The organism is Marinobacter aromaticivorans, assembly GCF_002806975.1.
In the GTDB taxonomy this organism is placed as follows: domain Bacteria; phylum Pseudomonadota; class Gammaproteobacteria; order Pseudomonadales; family Oleiphilaceae; genus Marinobacter; species Marinobacter aromaticivorans.
Map to the genome: position 1 here is coordinate 351,627 of NZ_NIHD01000002.1, position 17,494 is coordinate 369,120.

The window sequence follows — 17,494 nt, forward strand, 5'->3', positions numbered from 1 at the left end:
TCGTTGTTGGCAAGAGCATTAAAATCGGCTAGTTGTCAGATCCCAGTTGCGCAAAAAACCTTTTTTGCGATCAACCATACGTTCGTAGGCTGAAATCATGACGGCTACGTGGGGCGCGTTGGCCAGGCGCAGTACTTCTATCCGCCGCTCCAGGCGCTCAACCTCTGTAATGACCTGCTGGTGCACGTGGCTGCGCACGCTGTCGTGGTGATCAAGCCGAACCTGTCTTGCGGTTACAGGGTGTTCATGGCGAGGCGTTGGGGGCTTGTACATTGCGTAGCTCATCCGTTGAGTTGCGACTGTTCCTTAATATGAGCGCAGTTTGCACGACTGTCCGACAAAGCGCAACAAAATGAATAGAGTTTCACTTCTATTTAATCATCAGACACTGCCGCACCCGCAATCCTCACTTCCGGAGATTCCTGGCGAATCCGCTGCTATAGTTCTTCATGATGTTTCATTTGCCCCAACGGAACCGTTTTATGAGCCAGACATCTGTTGCCGATACGCTTCGGGAATACCTGTCCCTGCTTGAGTTGCTGGACGACGCTTACTGGGAAGCCTCCAGTATCCAGCATAAAGACATGCTGTACGACATCATCAGCATTTTCAGCCAGGAAGTGTCCGAAATAAACAAACTCAGCATTCAGGATCACCACTACCCATATGAGGTGATTACCGAGGGCATTCGGCGGGTTGTGCCGAAACTGGAGCGGCTGGACGAAAGCCGCGAGGAAGTGATCCAACGCACCCAGACGCTGACCGACTTCCGTGACATCCTGTCATCCGTGCACGGCATTCTTGAGGGCCAGCTGGGCACCCTGTGAATGGTCGCCTCAGACGACGACCACAGGGCGCTCATTTTCCGGGCGCAGGGGGAACTGCCGGGCAATGGTGTAAACGAATTTGCCCAGCGCCGGAATGTGGTGCCCGACAATAGGGAACCCGGTATTCAGAAGGCTTACCGAGATATCCCGGGCTGCATCCGCCCAGCATAGCTTGTTGATCAGCCCCACGTGCCCGAACGCATAGCGGCTTTTCTGGCCCCACAAGCCCACCGGGTTACCGCCCAGCATCATGCCGGCACTGAAGCGCATGGGGATCATCATGGTGCGATCAATCTGCAAGGACCCGAACTGCTGGATGGCGCGGCGAATGGTTATTTCACTGCAGATCCGCTTGCCGTTCCAGACACCGCCATTGAGCATCATCTGGAAAAAACGCCCCATTTCTTCCGCCGTTCCGCACAGATTGCCCGCCGGAATGACGGCTTCCTGAAAGCGCGGGTCGTTGGTGACATATTCGACCGTGGAGATATCACCACCCAGTGCACGATTCACAATCCAGGACACCGGGAAACGCGGGGTTGGCCCGGTGGCGTAGTTGGTGGCCAGTTCATGCAGGTTTTCCGGCTGAATGCCGTAGGTGAACCATGTCATCCCCATGGGCTGGCGCAGGTGCTTGTCGAGATAATTTTCGATGCTGTCGCCGGTGACCTTTTCCAGCACACGTTGCAATACGTAACCACCGGTTATGGCGTGATAAGCCACCCTGGAACCGTCTACCTCGATGGCCCTGGATTCACACAGCAAACGCCAGATCTCGTCCCTGTTCCACAGCACATCGATGGGGGTTTCCCTGGGAATGGCCGGGATACCGCCCCTGTGGGACAGAATCTGGTGCACAGTGATCGTGCGCTTGCCGTTTTTTGCAAACTCCGGGCAGTAATAGCACACGGGGTCCATCAGGTTCACCAGCCCCTGCTCAACCAGCATGTGCATTAACAAGGCTGTGACTGCCTTGGAGGCAGAGAAGTAACATACAGGTGTGTTCGTGGTCATGGCGACTTTCGGTGTGCCGGCGGGTTCATGAGGGCCGTTTCCGCTGGCGTGGCCGATCGCACGGTGCAGTATCTGTTCACCCCTGTGGCGCACGGATAGCTGTATACCCGGATGGACACCGGTGCGGTATAAGGCCTCGACGCTTTTCCAGATGGTGTCGACGGTGCGCGTATCAACACCAACCGCGCCCGGCCTTTCGCCGGCAGCATCGCGGTAGGTAACGGCAGATAAATCCTTGGGAACCTTGCAACTGTGCAGTGCACGACGGGCTATTGGGTTCATCGGGTACGCCTTGGTATTGGTGACTGTTATTATTCTATCTTCGGGATGCTCGCTGTGCGGTTCATTGGCTGAAAACCGCCAGAGTCCGCGTCAAAGCGTACACCGGAACCATCATTATGCACCAGAGTGTATTGCAGCCCGGCTCAGGCGTTGCTATCAACCCTCGGCCTGTATAACAATCAACGGTTTCAGGAGCCACCTATGACGCCCGGTATCAATGCCGCCAGTAAAGCCGGTATTTCCTACAGGATCCATGAATACGAACACGATCCCGCCAGCACAAGTTACGGCACTGAAGCGGCCGAAAAAATGGGCGTTGACCCGGCACGGGTGTTCAAAACCCTGGTTGTATCCGTGGACGGTAAATCCCTGGCGGTGGGTGTGCTGCCCGTTACGGCAATGCTGAGCCTGAAGCGGATTGCCCGGGCGGCTGGCGGCAAGAAAGCAAGCATGGCCGACCCGCAGGAAGTCCAGCGCCGCACCGGCTATGTGTTGGGAGGCGTCAGCCCTCTGGGCCAGAAGAGCCGTTTGAAAACCTTCATTGATTCATCTGCAGAAAACTTCGATACCCTCTTTGTGAGCGCTGGCCGTCGGGGGCTGGAGATTGAGCTTTCGCCCGGGGATCTGGCCAGGCTGAGTGACGGGCAGTTGGTGCCGCTTCAGCAGGAGTAGGCAATGTCCCACGCACAGGATCTCCTGATGATTGGCGGCATCATGTTGCTGGCTCTGGGTGCCCATACGCTGGGCCAGCGGATGCATGTTCCCAGAGTGACCCTCCTGTTGCTGGTGGGCGCACTGGCCGGCCCCGAAGTTCTTGATCTGATTCCAGCCAGGGTCAGTGACAATTTTGGCCTGGTTACCGAACTTACCCTGGCGATGGTGGGTTTCCTGCTTGGCGAACGCATGTCTTTGCGGGATCTCAGGCAGGGCCGGGAAGCCATTATCGTAAGCCTGGCGGTGACCCTGGTGACGGCCCTGCTGATATTCCTCGCTACCTGGTTCGTAACGCAGAATTTGCCTGCTTCACTGGTGCTTGCGGCCATCTCAACGGCAACCGACCCTGCTGCCACCCTCGATGTAATGAGAGAAACCGCATCCCGGGGGCCGCTGACCCGGGTCGTGGCACAGGTTGTTGCCATCGACGATGCCTGGGGCGCCATTCTGTTCAGCATCCTGCTGGTGTTTGCCGAACTTTTCTCGGGAGATGGCGCCCACTTGTTCAAAACCATCGGATACGGGTTTTACGAAGTGTTTGGCGCCATCATACTCGGCGGACTTCTGGGCCTGCCCATGGCGTGGATGACGGGCCGCCTGAAACCGGGCGAACCGATGCTGCTCGAATCGGCAGGGTTTGTTTTTCTGGCTGCCGGCATCGCCGGAGCAGTGGATGTGTCCTACCTGCTTACCTGCATGACGTTGGGTATTACTGTGGCAAACCGGGCACACCACCATGTACGGCCGTTCCGCTCCATCGAGGGGATCGTGGAACCCTTCCTTGCCATGTTTTTCTTTCTGGCCGGTTTTGGCCTCGACTGGGGGTTACTCTCGACACTTGGCCTTCTCGGAGCAGTCTATGTCCTTGCCCGCACCTCTGGCAGAATTCTTGGTGGCTACACCGGCGGCGTTCTTGCCGGCTCCAGCCATACGGTGCGCTGGCGTAACGGTGCCTGCCTGTTACCCCAGGCAGGGGTCGCCATGGGCCTGGCTCTGGTGGCAACCAACCGAATGCCGGAGATAGCCTTCATCCTGCCGCTGGTTATCGGCTCCACCGTGCTATTCGAGCTGATCGGACCTCCGGTCACAATGTATCAGCTCCACAAGGCTGGCGAGAGCGGCAAAGGCTACCTGGAAGAACCGGACGACGATTACAGCCAGCCATAAAAAAACCCCGGAAAGCTACCAACGGCTATCCGGGGTTCGGTTTCAGGCGACCGGACGGGCCGCCCGGCTTCCATTCAGGATTACTTCACCGATGCACGGGCCTCGTCCAGGATCCGGTTCAGGGTTTCGCTCGGTTGCATAACCGCCTTCACCTTCTCCGCCGGCGGATGATAGTAACCACCAATATCTGCAGGATGGCCCTGGATAACGCTCATTTCTTCCAGGATCTTGTCCTTGTTTTCTTCCAGCTGTGCCGACAGTTTGGTGAAGAACTCTTTCAGTTCCTTGTCACTGTCCTGGCTGGCCAGCTCTTGGGCCCAGTAGCGGGCCAGATGGAAATGGCTGCCACGGTTGTCCAGCTCACCGGTTACGCGGGACGGCGACTGATTGTTCTCCAAAAGGCGCTCGGTGGCCTTGTCCAGAGTCTGGCCCAGCAGGCGCGCACGATGGTTGTCGTGCTTTTCGCCCAGCTCGTCCAGCGACACGGCAATGGCCAGGAATTCTCCCAGCGAATCCCAGCGCAGGTGGTTTTCCTGCAGAAGCTGCTGTACGTGCTTGGGGGCAGAGCCGCCGGCACCGGTTTCGTAGAGACCACCACCGTTGAGCAGGGGAACGATTGACAGCATCTTGGCGCTGGTGCCCAGCTCCAGAATCGGGAACAGGTCGGTGAGGTAGTCACGCAACACGTTACCGGTTACCGAGATGGTATCCAGGCCGCGAATCAAACGTTCCATGGTCCAGCGAATGGCGCGCACAGGAGCTTCGATACGGATATGCAGGCCTTCGGTGTCGTGATCTTTGAGGTAGGTATTTACCTTCTTGATCAGCTGGGCATCGTGAGCACGCTCGTCGTCCAGCCAGAACACCGCAGGCATGCCGGTAGCGCGGGCGCGATTAACGGCGAGTTTTACCCAGTCGCGGATGGGCAGGTCTTTGGTCTGGCACGCGCGCCAGATGTCGCCTTGCTCCACGTTGTGCTCGGTCAGCACCGTGCCGTCTTCGGCAATTATCCGCACAATACCGTCTTCCGGGATTTCAAACGTTTTGTCGTGGGAGCCGTATTCTTCAGCCTTCTGTGCCATTAGCCCGACGTTGGGTACGGTACCCATGGTGGTGGGATCAAACGCGCCGTGGGTTTTGCAGAAGTTGATTACTTCCTGGTAGATGGTGGCGTAGGTGGACTCGGGCATTACTGCCTTGGTGTCCTTGAGCTTGCCATCCCGGGCCCACATCTTGCCGGAGTTACGGATCATCGCCGGCATGGAGGCGTCTACAATTACATCACTGGGAACATGCAGGTTGGTGATTCCTTTCACAGAATCAACCATGGCGATTTCGGGGCGGTGCTCGTAGGTTTTGTGCAGCGCTTCCTGAATTTCTTCCTGCTTGGATTCCGGCAACTGTTTGATTTTCTCGATGACAGAGGAAAGGCCGTTGTTCGGATTGACACCGATTTCCTTGAACAGATCGCCGTACTTATCAAACAGCTCCTTGTAGAAAATCTTCACCGCGTGGCCGAACACGATGGGGTGAGAGATTTTCATCATGGTGGCTTTTACGTGCAGGGAGAACATCACGCCGGTTTTTTCGCAGTCTTCGATAGCCTCTTCAAAGAATTTGCAGAGTGCTTTTTTGCTCATGAACATGCCGTCGAGCACTTCGCCTTCAAGCAGAGGCAGTTCAGACTTGAGAACGGTCTGCTTGCCTTTTTTGTTCTCGAATACGATGCGGGCGTTGGTAGCCTTGTCGAGGGTCAGGGACTGTTCGTTGGAGTAGAAGTCGCCACCGCGCATGTGCGCCACGTGGGTACGTGATGCCGGGCTCCACTCACCCATGGTGTGGGGGTATTTGCGGGCGAAGGCTTTAACAGCCGCAGGCGCGCGGCGATCGGAGTTACCTTCTCGCAATACCGGGTTCACGGCACTGCCAAGCACTTTGGCATAGCGGGCTGTGATCTCTTTTTCTTCGTCGGTTTCAGGGTTTTCCTTGTACTCGGGAACCTTGTAACCCTGCTCATTCAGTTCTTCAATGGCTGCGCGAAGCTGCGGGATGGAGGCAGAGATGTTCGGCAGCTTGATAATGTTGGCATCGGGGTCTTTGGTGTATTCGCCCAATTCTGCGAGGGCGTCCGGAACCCGCTGGTTTTCATCAAGGTAATCAGGAAACGTTGCCAGAATACGTGCCGCAAGCGAGATGTCGCTGGTTTCAAATTCAATGCCGGCTGGCTTGGCGTAGGTTTCCAGGATAGGGAGAAGGGACCGGGTTGCCAGAGCAGGTGCTTCGTCGGTCAGTGTATAGGTAATTTTGGCTTTGGATGATGTCATTTTCGTCCTCAGGCTAATGGGTGAGTTCAGGACGGTCATGGCGAGATCCGGCGTCTTGTGAACGTCTGACTTTTGCAATGACTGATTTTGGAACTTTTAATAGGCCTACTAAGATAGCATTTTTTTGTAATCTCTGGTTACGATCTTAGTATAAGAACGGACTAAAAACCCTTGATCTTCGGTAACTGGGCGTTCAAATGGTGGGATTTTACGAAACTTTCTAACATTTTGATGCGCGAGCCTGCTAGCTTGAGAGTAGCGCGCCGGGGTTGATGCCTCCCAAAACACGCTCCTTACGGCACATCCCTGTGACGCTTGGGCTCCGCCATCCCTGGCTCCGCACAGTTTTGGGAGGCATCAACCCCGGCGCTTCACGAGCATATTAATAGCCTTCCATAATTGAACGGCCCATCAATCCGCGCTTATAACTCACAAATACTCTAAATCTTTGGCAACAGACCCACCTCAGCAAGCCGCTCGCGGATCTGGTCCAGGGCTTCCGGGTTGCCCAGGGCATCGCGGTTGTCGGCTTTGCTGGAGCCGTTGATCAGGCGGGCGACGGCCAGTTCCACTTTTTTCCCGCTGCGGGTGTAGGGAATGTCCGGCACCTGAACTATGTGTTTGGGAACGTGGCGTGGGCTGGCGCCTTTGCGGATTCGGGTTTTGAGTTGTTTCAGTAAGTCGTCGGTGAGTTCCTGGCCTTCGGCAGGTACTACAAACAGCACAACTTCCACGTCGCCTTCGATCTGGCGCCCCACCACCAGGCTGTCTTTGATGGCTGCTTCGGTTTCTACCTGGCGGTAGATTTCGGCGGTGCCTATGCGTACGCCGCCGGGGTTGAGGGTGGCGTCGGAGCGGCCGTAGATGATGGCGCCGCCGTGTTCGGTGAATTCTATGAAGTCACCGTGGGCCCAGACGCCCGGGAAGGTGTCGAAGTAAGCCGCGCGGTAGCGTTCGCCGTCGGGGTCGTCCCAGAAGGCAACGGGCATGGAGGGCAAGGGCTGGCGGCAGACGAGTTCGCCACGGCCCTGGTCTACAGGTTTGCCATCGTCGCCGTAGGCGACGGCGTCGACACCCAGAAATCTGCACTGGATTTCGCCCCGGCGCACGGGCAGCAGCGGGGTGGAGCCTACAAAGCAGCCGCAGATGTCGGTGCCACCGGCTATGGAGCCCAATAGCACCTCAGGTGCGCCCTGGCTGTATACCCAGTCGTAGTCTTCCGGGAGCAGGGGCGAGCCGGTTGAGAAAATGACTCTCAGGTTGCTCAGATCCAGGGTTTCAGCCGGCGCCATTTCAGCTTTGCGACAACCTGCAATGAATCTTGCGCTGGTGCCGAAGTGGGTAACGCGCTCTTTGGCTACGGTCTCCCACAGGAAGCTGAGGCTGGGGTAGCCGGGTGAACCGTCTACGGTGATAACAGCTGCACCGGTCAGCAGGGCGGAAGCCTGCCAGTTCCACATCATCCAGCCACAGGTGGTGAAGTAGAGGAACCGGTCTTCCGGGCCCACGTCGCCGTGCAGCATGAGTTCTTTGGCATGGTTTACCAGCAGGCCGGCGGTGCCGTGCACGATGCACTTGGGTTTGCCGGTGGTGCCGGAGGAGTACAGGATATAGACAGGGTGGTCCGGATCGACCGGAGTATACGACGGGGCCTGGCCCGCGCCGGATGCGATGGCCTCGTCCCATGCCGTAACCAGATCACCCGGGACCGGCGGTTCGCCCGGGAGCTGCTCAACACTGACAACACACTTGAGGGTTGGCAGGCCGGCAATCAGTTCGGCAAAATCCTTCTGGCGGGCAAAGGTCTTGCCGCCGTAGCCATAGCCGTTCACTACAATCAGTGCGGAAGGCTCAATCTGGCCAAACCGGTCAAGAATGGCACCAATACCAAAATCCGGCGAAGCAGAACTCCAGATAGCACCTAGGCTGGTTGCTGCCAGCATGCCAACGAGGGCTTCGTAGCCATTGGTGACAACACCGGCCACCCGGTCACCTTTTGCAATGCCTTTGCTGCGCAGAAATGCTTCCATCGCGCCTGCATCGGCTTTCAGTTCACCGTAGGTGCGACGCAGAACCGGGCGGGTTTCGCAGTAGGCAACAATGGCTTCCCGATTGGCATGTTCGCCCTCTGCCAATCGCAGCAGGTTGGCGGCAAAGTTGAGCTTCATCCCCGGGAACCACTCGGTACCGGGCATATCCCGCTTGCCCAGCACCTTGCTGGCCGGCGTCTCAGACACCAGGCCACAATAATCCCAGACTTTCGCCCAGAAGGTTTCCAGATCATCAACCGACCACTGATGCAGGGCATGATAGTCAGCAAAGGGGCCGTAGCCCTGATCTTCCAGCCAGGCCTTGAAACGCCCCATTCGGGCATTGTTCATCAGATCTTCGGAGGGAGACCAGACTATCGGGGACTGCTCGGTAACGCTCATTCTTTGCTCCTGTTACTTACTGCATGTGCCAGCCATGGCTGACAACAATCGATTGACCCGTGAGAGCGGCAGAAGGGAACGCCGCCAGATGTACAGCCATTTCGGAAACATCTTCCAGTGTAGTGAACTTGCCGTCCACCGTGTTTTTCAGCATAACCTTGCTGATAACCTCCTCTTCGGAGAGGCCCAGCTCTTTGGCCTGCTCAGGAATCTGTTTGTCCACCAGCGGGGTTCTTACAAAGCCCGGGCAGATAATATTGCTGCGCACACCCTGCTCTGCGCCTTCTTTGGCCACTGCCCGACACAACCCCAGCATGCCATGCTTTGCGGCTACGTACGGGGATTTAAGGGGCGACGCTTCCAGTGAGTGTACAGAGCCCATATAGAGCATAGTCCCTCCACCGCTGGCGTACATCTGTTTCAGGGCGGCCCGGGTAACCAGAAACGCGCCATCAAGGTGCACGTTCATTACCCGGCGCCAGTCTGCATAAGCCAGTTTGTGCACCGGATCTATGTGCTGGATGCCGGCGTTGGCGACAGCGATGTGTAACCCGCCCCAGGCGCTGACAATGGCGGCAACGCCCTCATCAACCGCAGTTTCATCGGTTACGTCCATGGCCAGAGCCATGGCCGTGCCACCCGCTTTTTCAATGGCGCTTACGGTTTCCTGTGCACTTTCCAGCGTGAGATCCGCAACAGCAACACGGGCACCTTCACGGCCATAATGTTCTGCGATTGCCCGGCCTATGCCACGCCCCGCCCCGGTGATCAGGGCAACTCTGTCTTCGAGACGCATGATGTTTGTCTCCCCGTTGTTATTAGAAATTATAATTAAACAGCTATCAGAAATTGTGATTAGAGAACTCTGCAAAAGGTCGTCGCATCAGGGACCGCCGTACACCTCGTGGGGCAGCCAGGTTGCAAGCGGCTCAAACCAGAACACCAGCGCCAGCGCAAGCAGTTGCAGGGTAATAAACGGCAGCACGCCCAGATAGATGTGTCGAGTGGTAATGCCCGGTGGGCATACACCTTTGATGTAGAACAGTGAGAAACCCACCGGCGGTGTCAGGAATGACGTTTGCAGGCACATGGCAAACATGATGGCAAACCACACCGGCTCCACGCCCATTTTGAACAGCACCGGTGCCACCAAAGGCAAAACGATCAGGGTAATCTCCACCCAGTCCAGGAAAAACCCGAGCAGGAAGGTGATCAACAAAACCGTCAGCAGCACACCGGTGGTGCCAAAAGGCAGGCCGGTAATGGCACCTTCAATAACTTCGTCGCCACCCAGTCCGCGCAGTACCGAAGCAAACACTGTGGCACCGATAAAAATGCCAAATATGAAGGCCGAGGTGCGGCTGGTCTGGTAAAGAGACTCCTTCAGGGTTTCCATATCGAGGCGCCTGCTGAGAAAAGCCATCAGCAAGGCACCTCCGGCACCTACCGCGGAGGCCTCCGTGGTTGTGGCGATGCCGAAAAAGATGGAGCCAAGCACAGAAATGATCAGTGCCATCGGCGGCAGGATTGCCCAGAACACACCAAACCACGCCCGGGCACCCAGGGGCGGTCGGTTTTTCGGTGCCGGTGCCAGGTCCTTTTTGATGTAGGAGGCGATGATGATGTAGAGGATGTAGAGCATGGCGAGCATGACTCCGGGGATCAGCGCCCCCATGAAGAGCTTGCCTACGGATGCATCCGACGTCCCCAGGCGATCTGCCATCAATACCAGCATGATGCTCGGTGGAACCAGGATACCGAGAGTTCCGACGGAACATGCCGTTCCCACCGCCAGTGATTTGTTGTAGTTGGCCTGCATCATGGGCCCGAGGGACAGCATACCCAGTAAAACCACCGAAGCTCCGACAATCCCGGTAGAGGCTGCAAGCAGCACGCCGACCAGCACCACGGTAATCGCATAACCACCGCGTAACCCGCCAAGCACTCTGACCAGACTGTGCATCAGCTTTTCCGCGATGCCCGATCGATCCAGCATGATGCCCATGAATATAAACATGGGCAGCGCCACCATCAGTTCATTGGCGACGATGCCATAAATCCTGGCGTCCAGAACGCCGATAGTACCCTGCCAGGTAAACCACAAGGGGAAATCCAGGTACTCGACCATAACGTGGCCGACGATACCGAATACAAGACCTATACCCGCCAGGGACCAGGCAACCGGGAAGCCCAGCAGCAACAGCACCATGAAGCTGGCGAACATGGCGATAACAAGAATCGCTTCTATACCCATGATATTAGCCTCTCGGTTCAGGGATGAGGATGGCCGACGGAGCGTCGATCATCACTGGGAGGCTCAATAGCCCTGGGAAAACGGAACAGGAAGGTGGTGCAGCGTGTGGCTCGGGACACCAGGGCAATCATCACGAACACGAGACCAAGGGGCAGCATGCTTTTGAAAATAAACCGGTACGGAAGCCCGCTGGGCGCCTGGGAATGCTCCATGTAGATCCACGCCGTCCAGGCATAGGGCACCAGAGCGCTGATCATCAGTGCGATTATGGGCAGTGCCAGCAGCACAATTCCCAGAAGCTCGATAATGGCTTCGGCTTTAGGAGAGAACTTTTCTTTCAGTACGTCCACCCGCACGTGGTCATCCCGCACAACCGCGTACCCCAGCGTCAGCATGGTCGCTGTTCCGAACAGGTGCCAGGACAGCTCTTCAAGGGCAATAGAGCCTTGAGACAGGGCATAGCGGGAGAACACGTTGATCAGAATAACAATCAACACGACTATCCATAGCCAGGAGGCAAGGCGACCAACGGCAACAACCAATCGGTCAAGGTGCCAGGACAGCGCATTGGTCGGTAACGAATCAGCGCCAGGTGCCGGGGCCTGGTTATCCCCGGAGACATTGGTATCAGTCACAAAAAACCTCGGATTTTCCGGATGCAAGGCAGGATGCGGGTAACGACCAACCGTTACCCGCCGTGAACATCATCCGTTGATCAGTCGTACTTGTAGAAATCCCGTGGCAGATAGCCATTGGAGTGCCAGATGGAGTGGTGTTCCATGAACTCTCGCTGGCTGGTCAGTACGCGATTGAACATCTCGTCCTTGGCAGCGATCTCGTCCAGCACCTCGTTGGTGACTTTCTGCAGTTCCCGCAGTACAGGCTCGGGCAGCGTCTGTGCGTTTACGCCTTCTTTTTCGTAGTCACGAAGTGCCGTCGGCTGGGCCCACTCGCTCTGCGCAAAACCCTTGAGCGTGGCCGATTCGCAGCCCATCTCGATGAGCGCACGGCTCTGTGGCTCAAGTCCTTCCCACACATCCTTGTTAACCAGCAGGTGTGAGGTTGTCAGAGTCTGGTGCCAGCCGGGCATGATGTAATTCTTGATGATCTGATCCAGGCCCAGCATCTTGTCGATGGCGGGCTGAGAGAACTCGGTCGCATCGATGGTCTTGCGCTCCAGCGCCTGATAAATCTCGCCACCCGGCACCATGGTTACCGAGGCACCGAGTTTTTCCAGTACCTTGCCGCCAATGCCGGCAAAGCGGATCTTCAGGCCATCAAAATCTTCAACACCTTTGATGGGGTTGGCGAACCAGCCAGCACCTTCCGGGCCGATAATGCTGCACAGCATGGGATGGATGTTACGCTTGTCGTAGATCTCTTCCAGCAACGCACGCCCATCACCTTCGTAATACCAGGCCAGATACGCCGGTGGCTCCATGTTGAACGGGGCGCCGGAGTACAACGGCAGGGCGGGTATGGTGCCCTGATCGTAGCCTACCCAGGTATAACCCGCCGGATACTTGCCACTGCCTACGGCATCCATGATTTCAAACGGCGGAACAAGTTCATTGGGCTCGTAGTAACGCAGCTGGATATCGCCACCGGAAATCGTTTTGAGATTCTCTGTCAGATGTTTGACCGGTGTTGTGAGGCCTATTAGATGTGACGGAAATGCCAAAGGCACCTGCCAGCGGACTTTTTCTGCCGCCAGGGCATTGCTGCTTACCATAGCGCCTGTCATGAACGCTGCGGCAGTAATACCCAGAGTCAAACCCGATAGCTTTTGCTTGATAGACATGAAGATGATCCTTCTTGTTGTTGTGGTTGGCCCGGAGCTCTATGGCCCGGCAGGCCTGAACTGAAATTCCGCCAGACAACGCAGAAACAAAAATGGCATGGGTAAATCAGGGGTCCTACATTCGGCGCCAGCCTTGTTTTCTGCGTTGTTCTGACGTCCTGCATGCAAGAAACTGCAGAGATTGTGCCAGAAAAAATTTCTCCTTATATATCATTTAGTTAGTAAATATATGTAAATTATCGAATGCCGGAATGTCCGGGTTATCAGACAATTTAAGGCTATGGTCGTAGGTACTTGTACAGATACCAGGACACCTGTCCTGAAATCAGGACATTTTTGCCAGCTTCTCATAGAATACCGAGCGGGAAATACCCAGTAGCCGGGCAGCCTTGGTGCGGTTGCCCCGGCTTGCGACCAGTGCGTCTTCCAGCGCCTGGGCTTCTGCGGCAGCCAGTGTTTCTGCCAGCGGGCGGATGGGGCGCGAGGCCGCCTGGGAGGCCGGGCGCCCCCCGGCGCGGGGCAGCACCTTGAATATGGCATCGGCATCCAACACACCGCCTTCCTCACTCATGGTAAGGGCACGCTCCAGGACATTGCGTAATTCGCGGATATTCCCCGGCCAGTCGTAACTGGCCAGAGCTGCAACGCCGGCATCGGTAATCTCTGCCCGCATATCCAGCCCCTCGCTGATTTCCCAGAGCAGGGTTTCACACAGCAATCCGATATCGGCCAGGCGTTCCCGCAGGGGGGGTATGGGGATTTCCAGCACATTGAGCCGGTAATACAGATCCGACCGGAAGCTCCCGTCGGCAATCATGGTTTCAAGATTACGGCTGGTGGCTGCAATAACCCGGACATCTACCGCAACAACCTTGTTTGAACCAAGAGGTTCCACTTCTCCTTCCTGCAGGGCCCGTAGCAGCTTGGCCTGCAACGGCAGGGGCATGTCGCCCACTTCATCGAGAAACAGCGTGCCGCCGTTCGCCAGCTGAAACTTTCCTTCCCGCAGCTTTCGGTCGGCGCCGGTATAGGCGCCCGGGGCAACGCCAAAAAACTCCGCCTCCAACAAGTTGTCGGGAATGGCAGCCACGTTCACACCCACAAACGGTTTTTCGGCGCGGCTGGATACAGAGTGAATGGCCTGTGCCAGCACCTCTTTACCGGTGCCGGTTTCGCCCAGCAAGAGCACTGCCATCTCCCGCCCGGCGGCCAGCCGCGCCCGGCGTTTTACTTCCAGCGCACCCGGGCTAGCACCCACAAAATCCCCAAGACTGTACCGGGTGCTACGGGCTGTTTTCGCCAGCGCTTTGCGGGCTGCGGCCAGATCCTGATGCAGGCGCCGGTATTTACTGACCAGCGGTGTCAGCGGTTGCAGATCGTCATAGAGCACAAACGCCACGGCGCCCTCAATATCACCGGCCTCGTCGTAGTACGGAAGTCGGGTAACCACCAGTTGCTGTTGCTGATGCTCCATGATATCCAGCAGTATGGGTTTGCCGGTTTCCACCACCTCGGGCATGCGGGTTTCAGGTATCACCTGTCGCACCGGGCGGCCAATAGCGCTGGCCTGGTCTTTGAGGCCGAGAAGCTGAGAGTAACTGCTGTTTATCCAGGTAATGCGGGACTCTCTGTCAACGGCAATCGCGCCCGCACTGGCTTCCTCGAACATGGGGAAAAGGGCTTCAATCAACTCCCGGGTCAGCCCGCTTTTATTTTGGTCACCAAACAACTGTGTCATGTAGCGCTTACCGCCGGGTTCAATATCATTCATAGTGAAAGCCCTGACACCCGGCAAGCCGGGTGTTCTGTCGGAAGTATATGGCCCCCTCTACGGAGTGAGCAAACGGGCGCGCCACTGCAGCGCTTAAAAGCGGTCATTCGGGGATGCGCAGCTCGTCGCCAACCAGAAGAATCTTGTCTCCTTCCGCCGGTTCTGGTGCTATCACCGGCAGATTGGCCAAGGCAAGAGGCGTGCTTATGTCTGGCCGTGGCGTTGGTCGAACGACCTGGCTTGGCGGCAGTGGTGTGTTGTTGGTCAACCGCTCCCACACCAGATCCAGTGCCTGGAAATAGTAATGGTGCAAGGGCACGTAGCGGTCACCAATACCCGGAAAACCATTCAGAACGTCCAGGTGGTGGGCATTAAGCACTTCGTAGTAGCGGAGCTCACTGTTTGCACCTTCAACCCGCTGGTTGAGCCCATAGTAAGGGCGGGACGTGTGGTTGATGGGCAGAATGGCGTCCGCCCGACCGGTTACAAACACTGCTGGCTTGCCCTGAAGGTCGCCGGTTGCCCGAATTTCGCTGATACCCTGTGAAATCGCTTTAGCCAGAGCAGCTTCGGTTCCGGGCAGAGGTGCGTCGTCAACCACGTTACGGTCCATCGCCAGGCTATGCAGGCATAGCAACGCATCCAGACCATAATCCGCCTGATTGCTGCTTGGAGACGCACTGGCTGGCAATGCCGTTGGCTGGCCGTCAGCCGCGTCATAAACAATATCAACACCGGCAGTGGGCGGAATACCGTTACTGGTGGCAAAGGCAGCGGCTTCCTTCTCCGGTGCAAACGGTGTTACGGCGCCAGCTGTGTCGGTGGCGGCAAAGCTGAGCCCGCACACACGGTCTTCGACACCCGCGCGGCCATAGGCGTTGGCGTAGGTCATGGAAATACTCTGGGCAACCTTGGAGGCAAAATGCACCGGCGCAAGCAGGTTCTGCTCGGGCTGGATACCGAATTCCTCATTCAGGATTCGTAACGCGTCTTCTGCTCTTTCATCGTTATCCGCACCGGCCACCAGGCCTTTATTGGCCAGCGAGTTGCAGATATTGTCGCGTACATTTTGGGGATTCAGATTATTCAGAGGCGCCTGATCACGAATCGACGGCGCATTATTGGCACACCCCTGGTATACCGCCAGAGCCGTGGTGTATTCCAGCAGGCTGCGACTGTGCCGGGTTACTGGCGCCTTCGAACCCTGCTTTATGGCGAGTCGCGTATCCACAACCGGGTTTACATTGGGCTCGGACACCGCCACGCCATCAATAAGGCCCTTGGTATCCTGCTCCGCCGCGCGCACCGACGCGCCACCCCCATTGGAAACACTGGAGGCAATAACCAGTGTATTCTCAGGCGTTATCGGGTCAACGTTGTTGTCGTTAGCAAATTGCTCGTTGAGGGCCCAGAACCCGAACTCTATGGATTGCAGAACATGGCGCCCCCAGTCCGCTTCCGGGTTGACTTTAGAGTGGGCGTGTTTCCAGGCGAAACGGTTGGGCCAGAGGGCATTGAATTCGTCGCGCTCAGCATCGCTCAGCTCCGCACGGAACTGCACGGGCTCATCAGCAGCCGTGAGCGTGCCATCAATGCGCTGGGCCGTATTGGTGTCCAGATTGTGCGAACCCGTGCCACTACCCTTGTCGGTATAGACCACGGCGCAGCCTTTTTTCAGACCCCACTCGCCGGCGGTTCCTATCGCACCGTATATACCCCGGGAACCGGAAGAAGGCGCGGTGACCATGCAGGGGCTTTGCGGATCAAAACTGTCCGGAACCTGGGCCATCACCGTAACGGGAACGCTGCTGCCCGGTACGGTCATATAGGCAATGTACTCATGCCCGGGAATCATCCCTTCGGTATTCTTGCCCACGCCGGGGCCAAAGAACTCGCCGTAACCGCCACCCGGTGACGTATCCACCAGCGCGCGGTAATTGTTGTAGATGGCAAGCCGGCGCAGCTCGCGGGGCGAGGGGTTACGCTCATCGGAGAACGCGGGTGCGATGGCACTGCCCAAGCCGGACGCGCCCAGACCTGCCGTCAACAGGTCATCGGTAATGCCATCGTACCGGGTGTGCCGGATGTCGCCCTGGATAAATCCGGGAATCTGATTTTCGGCGGTCGGATTATCGTCATTGCTGTCGTTGCAGGCACTGAGGCCAAAGCCTGTGGCGCCGATCAGCGCACAGATCATGATACGTTTCATGGTCGTTCCTTGTTTGTTGTTGTTGAGAACGGGCCGGGACCACGACCCGAAACAACCGCTATGCGCATCCTGTGCCATAATTTTATCTGTTTGTTTTTATTGCTTATTTTAGTATTTTCTTTTGCCTGGCAAGCAACCTGTCCTGATTTTCGGACAGCGTTAAGCTTGCTACCATCCGGATTTGTGCCGAAACACCCTGCTGCAGGCGTTGACCGGACTGTTTGTCCTGAAATCCAGACACCGTCGTGATTGGCGGACAATCTACAAAAGTAACAGGCATCCAGCGCAAGCCATCACAATGCACCGGCTGAATCTGTCATGCTGGAAGATATAACGATCAAATGCGGATAAACGGCAGCAGGCTCAGGCCAACTATGACCAGAATCGCCAGGCAGGCTGCCAGCGTGCGGACAGGCTTGTGCCGGAACATCTGCCAGACGCCCCCGGCTTCACCACGCAAACGCCGGCCCTCGTAGGCTTCTCGCTGGCTTTGCAGCCGCTGGCGCTGATACTCCGCAAGCAAGCTCCTGGCTCTGGCAGCTTCGTCGGCATCGTGCACCCAGAAGCCCCCCATGCTGATACCCCATCGGCTCGGAGGCGTCTCGTAATAACGCACTTCATGAGCCTCAAACAGCGCGCGGATTTCCTCGGCTTCGTCGTCGGGAACGTGGCGCAGATTCATCAGATGGTGGGGCATGA

14 protein-coding genes are annotated in these 17,494 nt (G+C 57.0%); 3 read left to right on the plus strand and 11 right to left on the minus strand.

What is annotated here, in order from left to right:
- Positions 1-18: 18 nt before the first annotated feature.
- Positions 19-273, minus strand: coding sequence for a hypothetical protein (locus tag CDH48_RS04450; protein WP_100687517.1), 255 nt, complete (start codon positions 271-273; stop codon positions 19-21).
- 209 nt (positions 274-482) lie between these two features.
- On the opposite strand from CDH48_RS04450, the gene CDH48_RS04455 reads away from it, so the two are divergent.
- A complete protein-coding gene (locus CDH48_RS04455; RefSeq protein ID WP_100687518.1) occupies positions 483-827 on the plus strand; it encodes a hypothetical protein in 345 nt (114 codons plus the stop codon).
- Positions 828-836: 9 nt separating this feature from the next.
- Here the strand turns inward: CDH48_RS04455 and CDH48_RS04460 are convergent, their stop codons facing one another.
- On the minus strand, positions 837-2,123 hold the full coding sequence (locus CDH48_RS04460) for a serine hydrolase domain-containing protein (RefSeq protein ID WP_100687519.1): 1,287 nt from the start codon (positions 2,121-2,123) through the stop codon (positions 837-839).
- Positions 2,124-2,324: 201 nt separating this feature from the next.
- Between CDH48_RS04460 and ybaK the strand changes: the two genes are divergently transcribed.
- Together ybaK and CDH48_RS04470 are read left to right on the plus strand one after the other, a co-directional pair.
- Positions 2,325-2,795 (plus strand): Cys-tRNA(Pro) deacylase, encoded by a 471-nt coding sequence (ybaK, locus tag CDH48_RS04465; protein ID WP_100687520.1) that lies wholly within the window; start codon positions 2,325-2,327, stop codon positions 2,793-2,795.
- Between the two features lie 3 nt (positions 2,796-2,798).
- The gene (locus tag CDH48_RS04470; protein WP_100687521.1) at positions 2,799-4,004 is read left to right on the plus strand and encodes a cation:proton antiporter; all 1,206 of its coding nucleotides are present in this window, start codon (positions 2,799-2,801) and stop codon (positions 4,002-4,004) included.
- 80 nt (positions 4,005-4,084) lie between these two features.
- Here CDH48_RS04470 and CDH48_RS04475 read toward each other — a convergent pair whose 3' ends face one another.
- From CDH48_RS04475 to CDH48_RS04515, 9 genes are all read right to left on the minus strand, one after another.
- Positions 4,085-6,328, minus strand: coding sequence for an NADP-dependent isocitrate dehydrogenase (locus CDH48_RS04475; protein ID WP_100687522.1), 2,244 nt, complete (start codon positions 6,326-6,328; stop codon positions 4,085-4,087).
- 440 nt (positions 6,329-6,768) lie between these two features.
- Entirely contained in the window at positions 6,769-8,760 is a 1,992-nt protein-coding gene (locus CDH48_RS04480; protein ID WP_100687523.1) for an acetoacetate--CoA ligase, read from the minus strand.
- 16 nt (positions 8,761-8,776) lie between these two features.
- On the minus strand, positions 8,777-9,556 hold the full coding sequence (locus CDH48_RS04485) for a 3-hydroxybutyrate dehydrogenase (protein WP_100687524.1): 780 nt from the start codon (positions 9,554-9,556) through the stop codon (positions 8,777-8,779).
- 87 nt (positions 9,557-9,643) lie between these two features.
- On the minus strand, positions 9,644-11,014 hold the full coding sequence (locus CDH48_RS04490; protein WP_100687525.1) for a TRAP transporter large permease: 1,371 nt from the start codon (positions 11,012-11,014) through the stop codon (positions 9,644-9,646).
- A gap of 17 nt (positions 11,015-11,031) precedes the next feature.
- Entirely contained in the window at positions 11,032-11,649 is a 618-nt protein-coding gene (locus CDH48_RS04495) for a TRAP transporter small permease subunit (protein ID WP_100687526.1), read from the minus strand.
- Between the two features lie 80 nt (positions 11,650-11,729).
- The gene (locus CDH48_RS04500) at positions 11,730-12,815 is read right to left on the minus strand and encodes a TRAP transporter substrate-binding protein (protein ID WP_100687527.1); all 1,086 of its coding nucleotides are present in this window, start codon (positions 12,813-12,815) and stop codon (positions 11,730-11,732) included.
- 325 nt (positions 12,816-13,140) lie between these two features.
- Entirely contained in the window at positions 13,141-14,553 is a 1,413-nt protein-coding gene (locus tag CDH48_RS04505; protein ID WP_100687667.1) for a sigma-54 interaction domain-containing protein, read from the minus strand.
- A gap of 136 nt (positions 14,554-14,689) precedes the next feature.
- Positions 14,690-16,795: a 3-hydroxybutyrate oligomer hydrolase family protein gene (locus CDH48_RS04510; RefSeq protein WP_100687528.1), complete on the minus strand. Its 2,106-nt coding sequence runs from the start codon at positions 16,793-16,795 to the stop codon at positions 14,690-14,692.
- Between the two features lie 337 nt (positions 16,796-17,132).
- The gene (locus CDH48_RS04515; protein WP_100687529.1) at positions 17,133-17,492 is read right to left on the minus strand and encodes a DUF6164 family protein; all 360 of its coding nucleotides are present in this window, start codon (positions 17,490-17,492) and stop codon (positions 17,133-17,135) included.
- Positions 17,493-17,494 lie beyond the last annotated feature (2 nt).

Coding starts and splice junctions, on each gene's coding strand:
- CDH48_RS04475 (WP_100687522.1), bottom strand. CDS start 6,328: ATGACATCATCCAAAGCCAAAATTACCTATACACTGACCGACGAAGCA.
- CDH48_RS04510 (WP_100687528.1), bottom strand. CDS start 16,795: ATGAAACGTATCATGATCTGTGCGCTGATCGGCGCCACAGGCTTTGGC.
- CDH48_RS04480 (WP_100687523.1), bottom strand. CDS start 8,760: ATGAGCGTTACCGAGCAGTCCCCGATAGTCTGGTCTCCCTCCGAAGAT.
- CDH48_RS04490 (WP_100687525.1), bottom strand. CDS start 11,014: ATGGGTATAGAAGCGATTCTTGTTATCGCCATGTTCGCCAGCTTCATG.
- CDH48_RS04455 (WP_100687518.1), top strand. CDS start 483: ATGAGCCAGACATCTGTTGCCGATACGCTTCGGGAATACCTGTCCCTG.
- CDH48_RS04485 (WP_100687524.1), bottom strand. CDS start 9,556: ATGCGTCTCGAAGACAGAGTTGCCCTGATCACCGGGGCGGGGCGTGGC.
- CDH48_RS04460 (WP_100687519.1), bottom strand. CDS start 2,123: ATGAACCCAATAGCCCGTCGTGCACTGCACAGTTGCAAGGTTCCCAAG.
- CDH48_RS04450 (WP_100687517.1), bottom strand. CDS start 273: ATGTACAAGCCCCCAACGCCTCGCCATGAACACCCTGTAACCGCAAGA.
- CDH48_RS04505 (WP_100687667.1), bottom strand. CDS start 14,553: ATGACACAGTTGTTTGGTGACCAAAATAAAAGCGGGCTGACCCGGGAG.
- ybaK (WP_100687520.1), top strand. CDS start 2,325: ATGACGCCCGGTATCAATGCCGCCAGTAAAGCCGGTATTTCCTACAGG.
- CDH48_RS04515 (WP_100687529.1), bottom strand. CDS start 17,492: ATGCCCCACCATCTGATGAATCTGCGCCACGTTCCCGACGACGAAGCC.
- CDH48_RS04500 (WP_100687527.1), bottom strand. CDS start 12,815: ATGTCTATCAAGCAAAAGCTATCGGGTTTGACTCTGGGTATTACTGCC.
- CDH48_RS04470 (WP_100687521.1), top strand. CDS start 2,799: ATGTCCCACGCACAGGATCTCCTGATGATTGGCGGCATCATGTTGCTG.